Genomic DNA, 317 nt, shown 5'->3' with positions numbered 1-317 from the left:
CTCCCCCTCTCCGCGTATCAATATCCTTTACGGCGCCAACGGCAGCGGCAAAACCAGCGTACTGGAAGCTATCCATCTGCTGGGCATCGCTCGTTCGTTCCGCAGCAGCCGTCTGCTTCCAGTCATCCAGTATGAGCAACCGTCTTGCACGGTCTTCGGTCAAGTCGAGCTTGCCCAAGGTGGGCATAGCAGTCTGGGTGTAGCGCGTGACAGACAAGGTGAATTCCAGATCCGCATCGATGGGCAGAATGCGCGCAGTGCTGCACAGCTTGCTGAAATTCTGCCGTTGCAGCTCATCAATCCGGACAGTTTCAGAT

1 protein-coding gene is annotated in these 317 nt (G+C 56.5%); it reads left to right on the top strand.

All coding sequences use genetic code 11. The features are described from left to right. A partial coding sequence (locus EE949_RS00005; protein WP_164666634.1) for an AAA family ATPase occupies positions 1 to 317 on the top strand: 317 nt, incomplete at both ends.

Origin of the sequence: Pseudomonas viridiflava (assembly GCF_900602065.1) — a bacterium.
Classification (GTDB): Bacteria; Pseudomonadota; Gammaproteobacteria; order Pseudomonadales; family Pseudomonadaceae; genus Aquipseudomonas.
The sequence above is the reverse complement of the archived record's forward strand: the minus strand, read 5'-3'. Positions and strand labels throughout refer to the sequence as shown.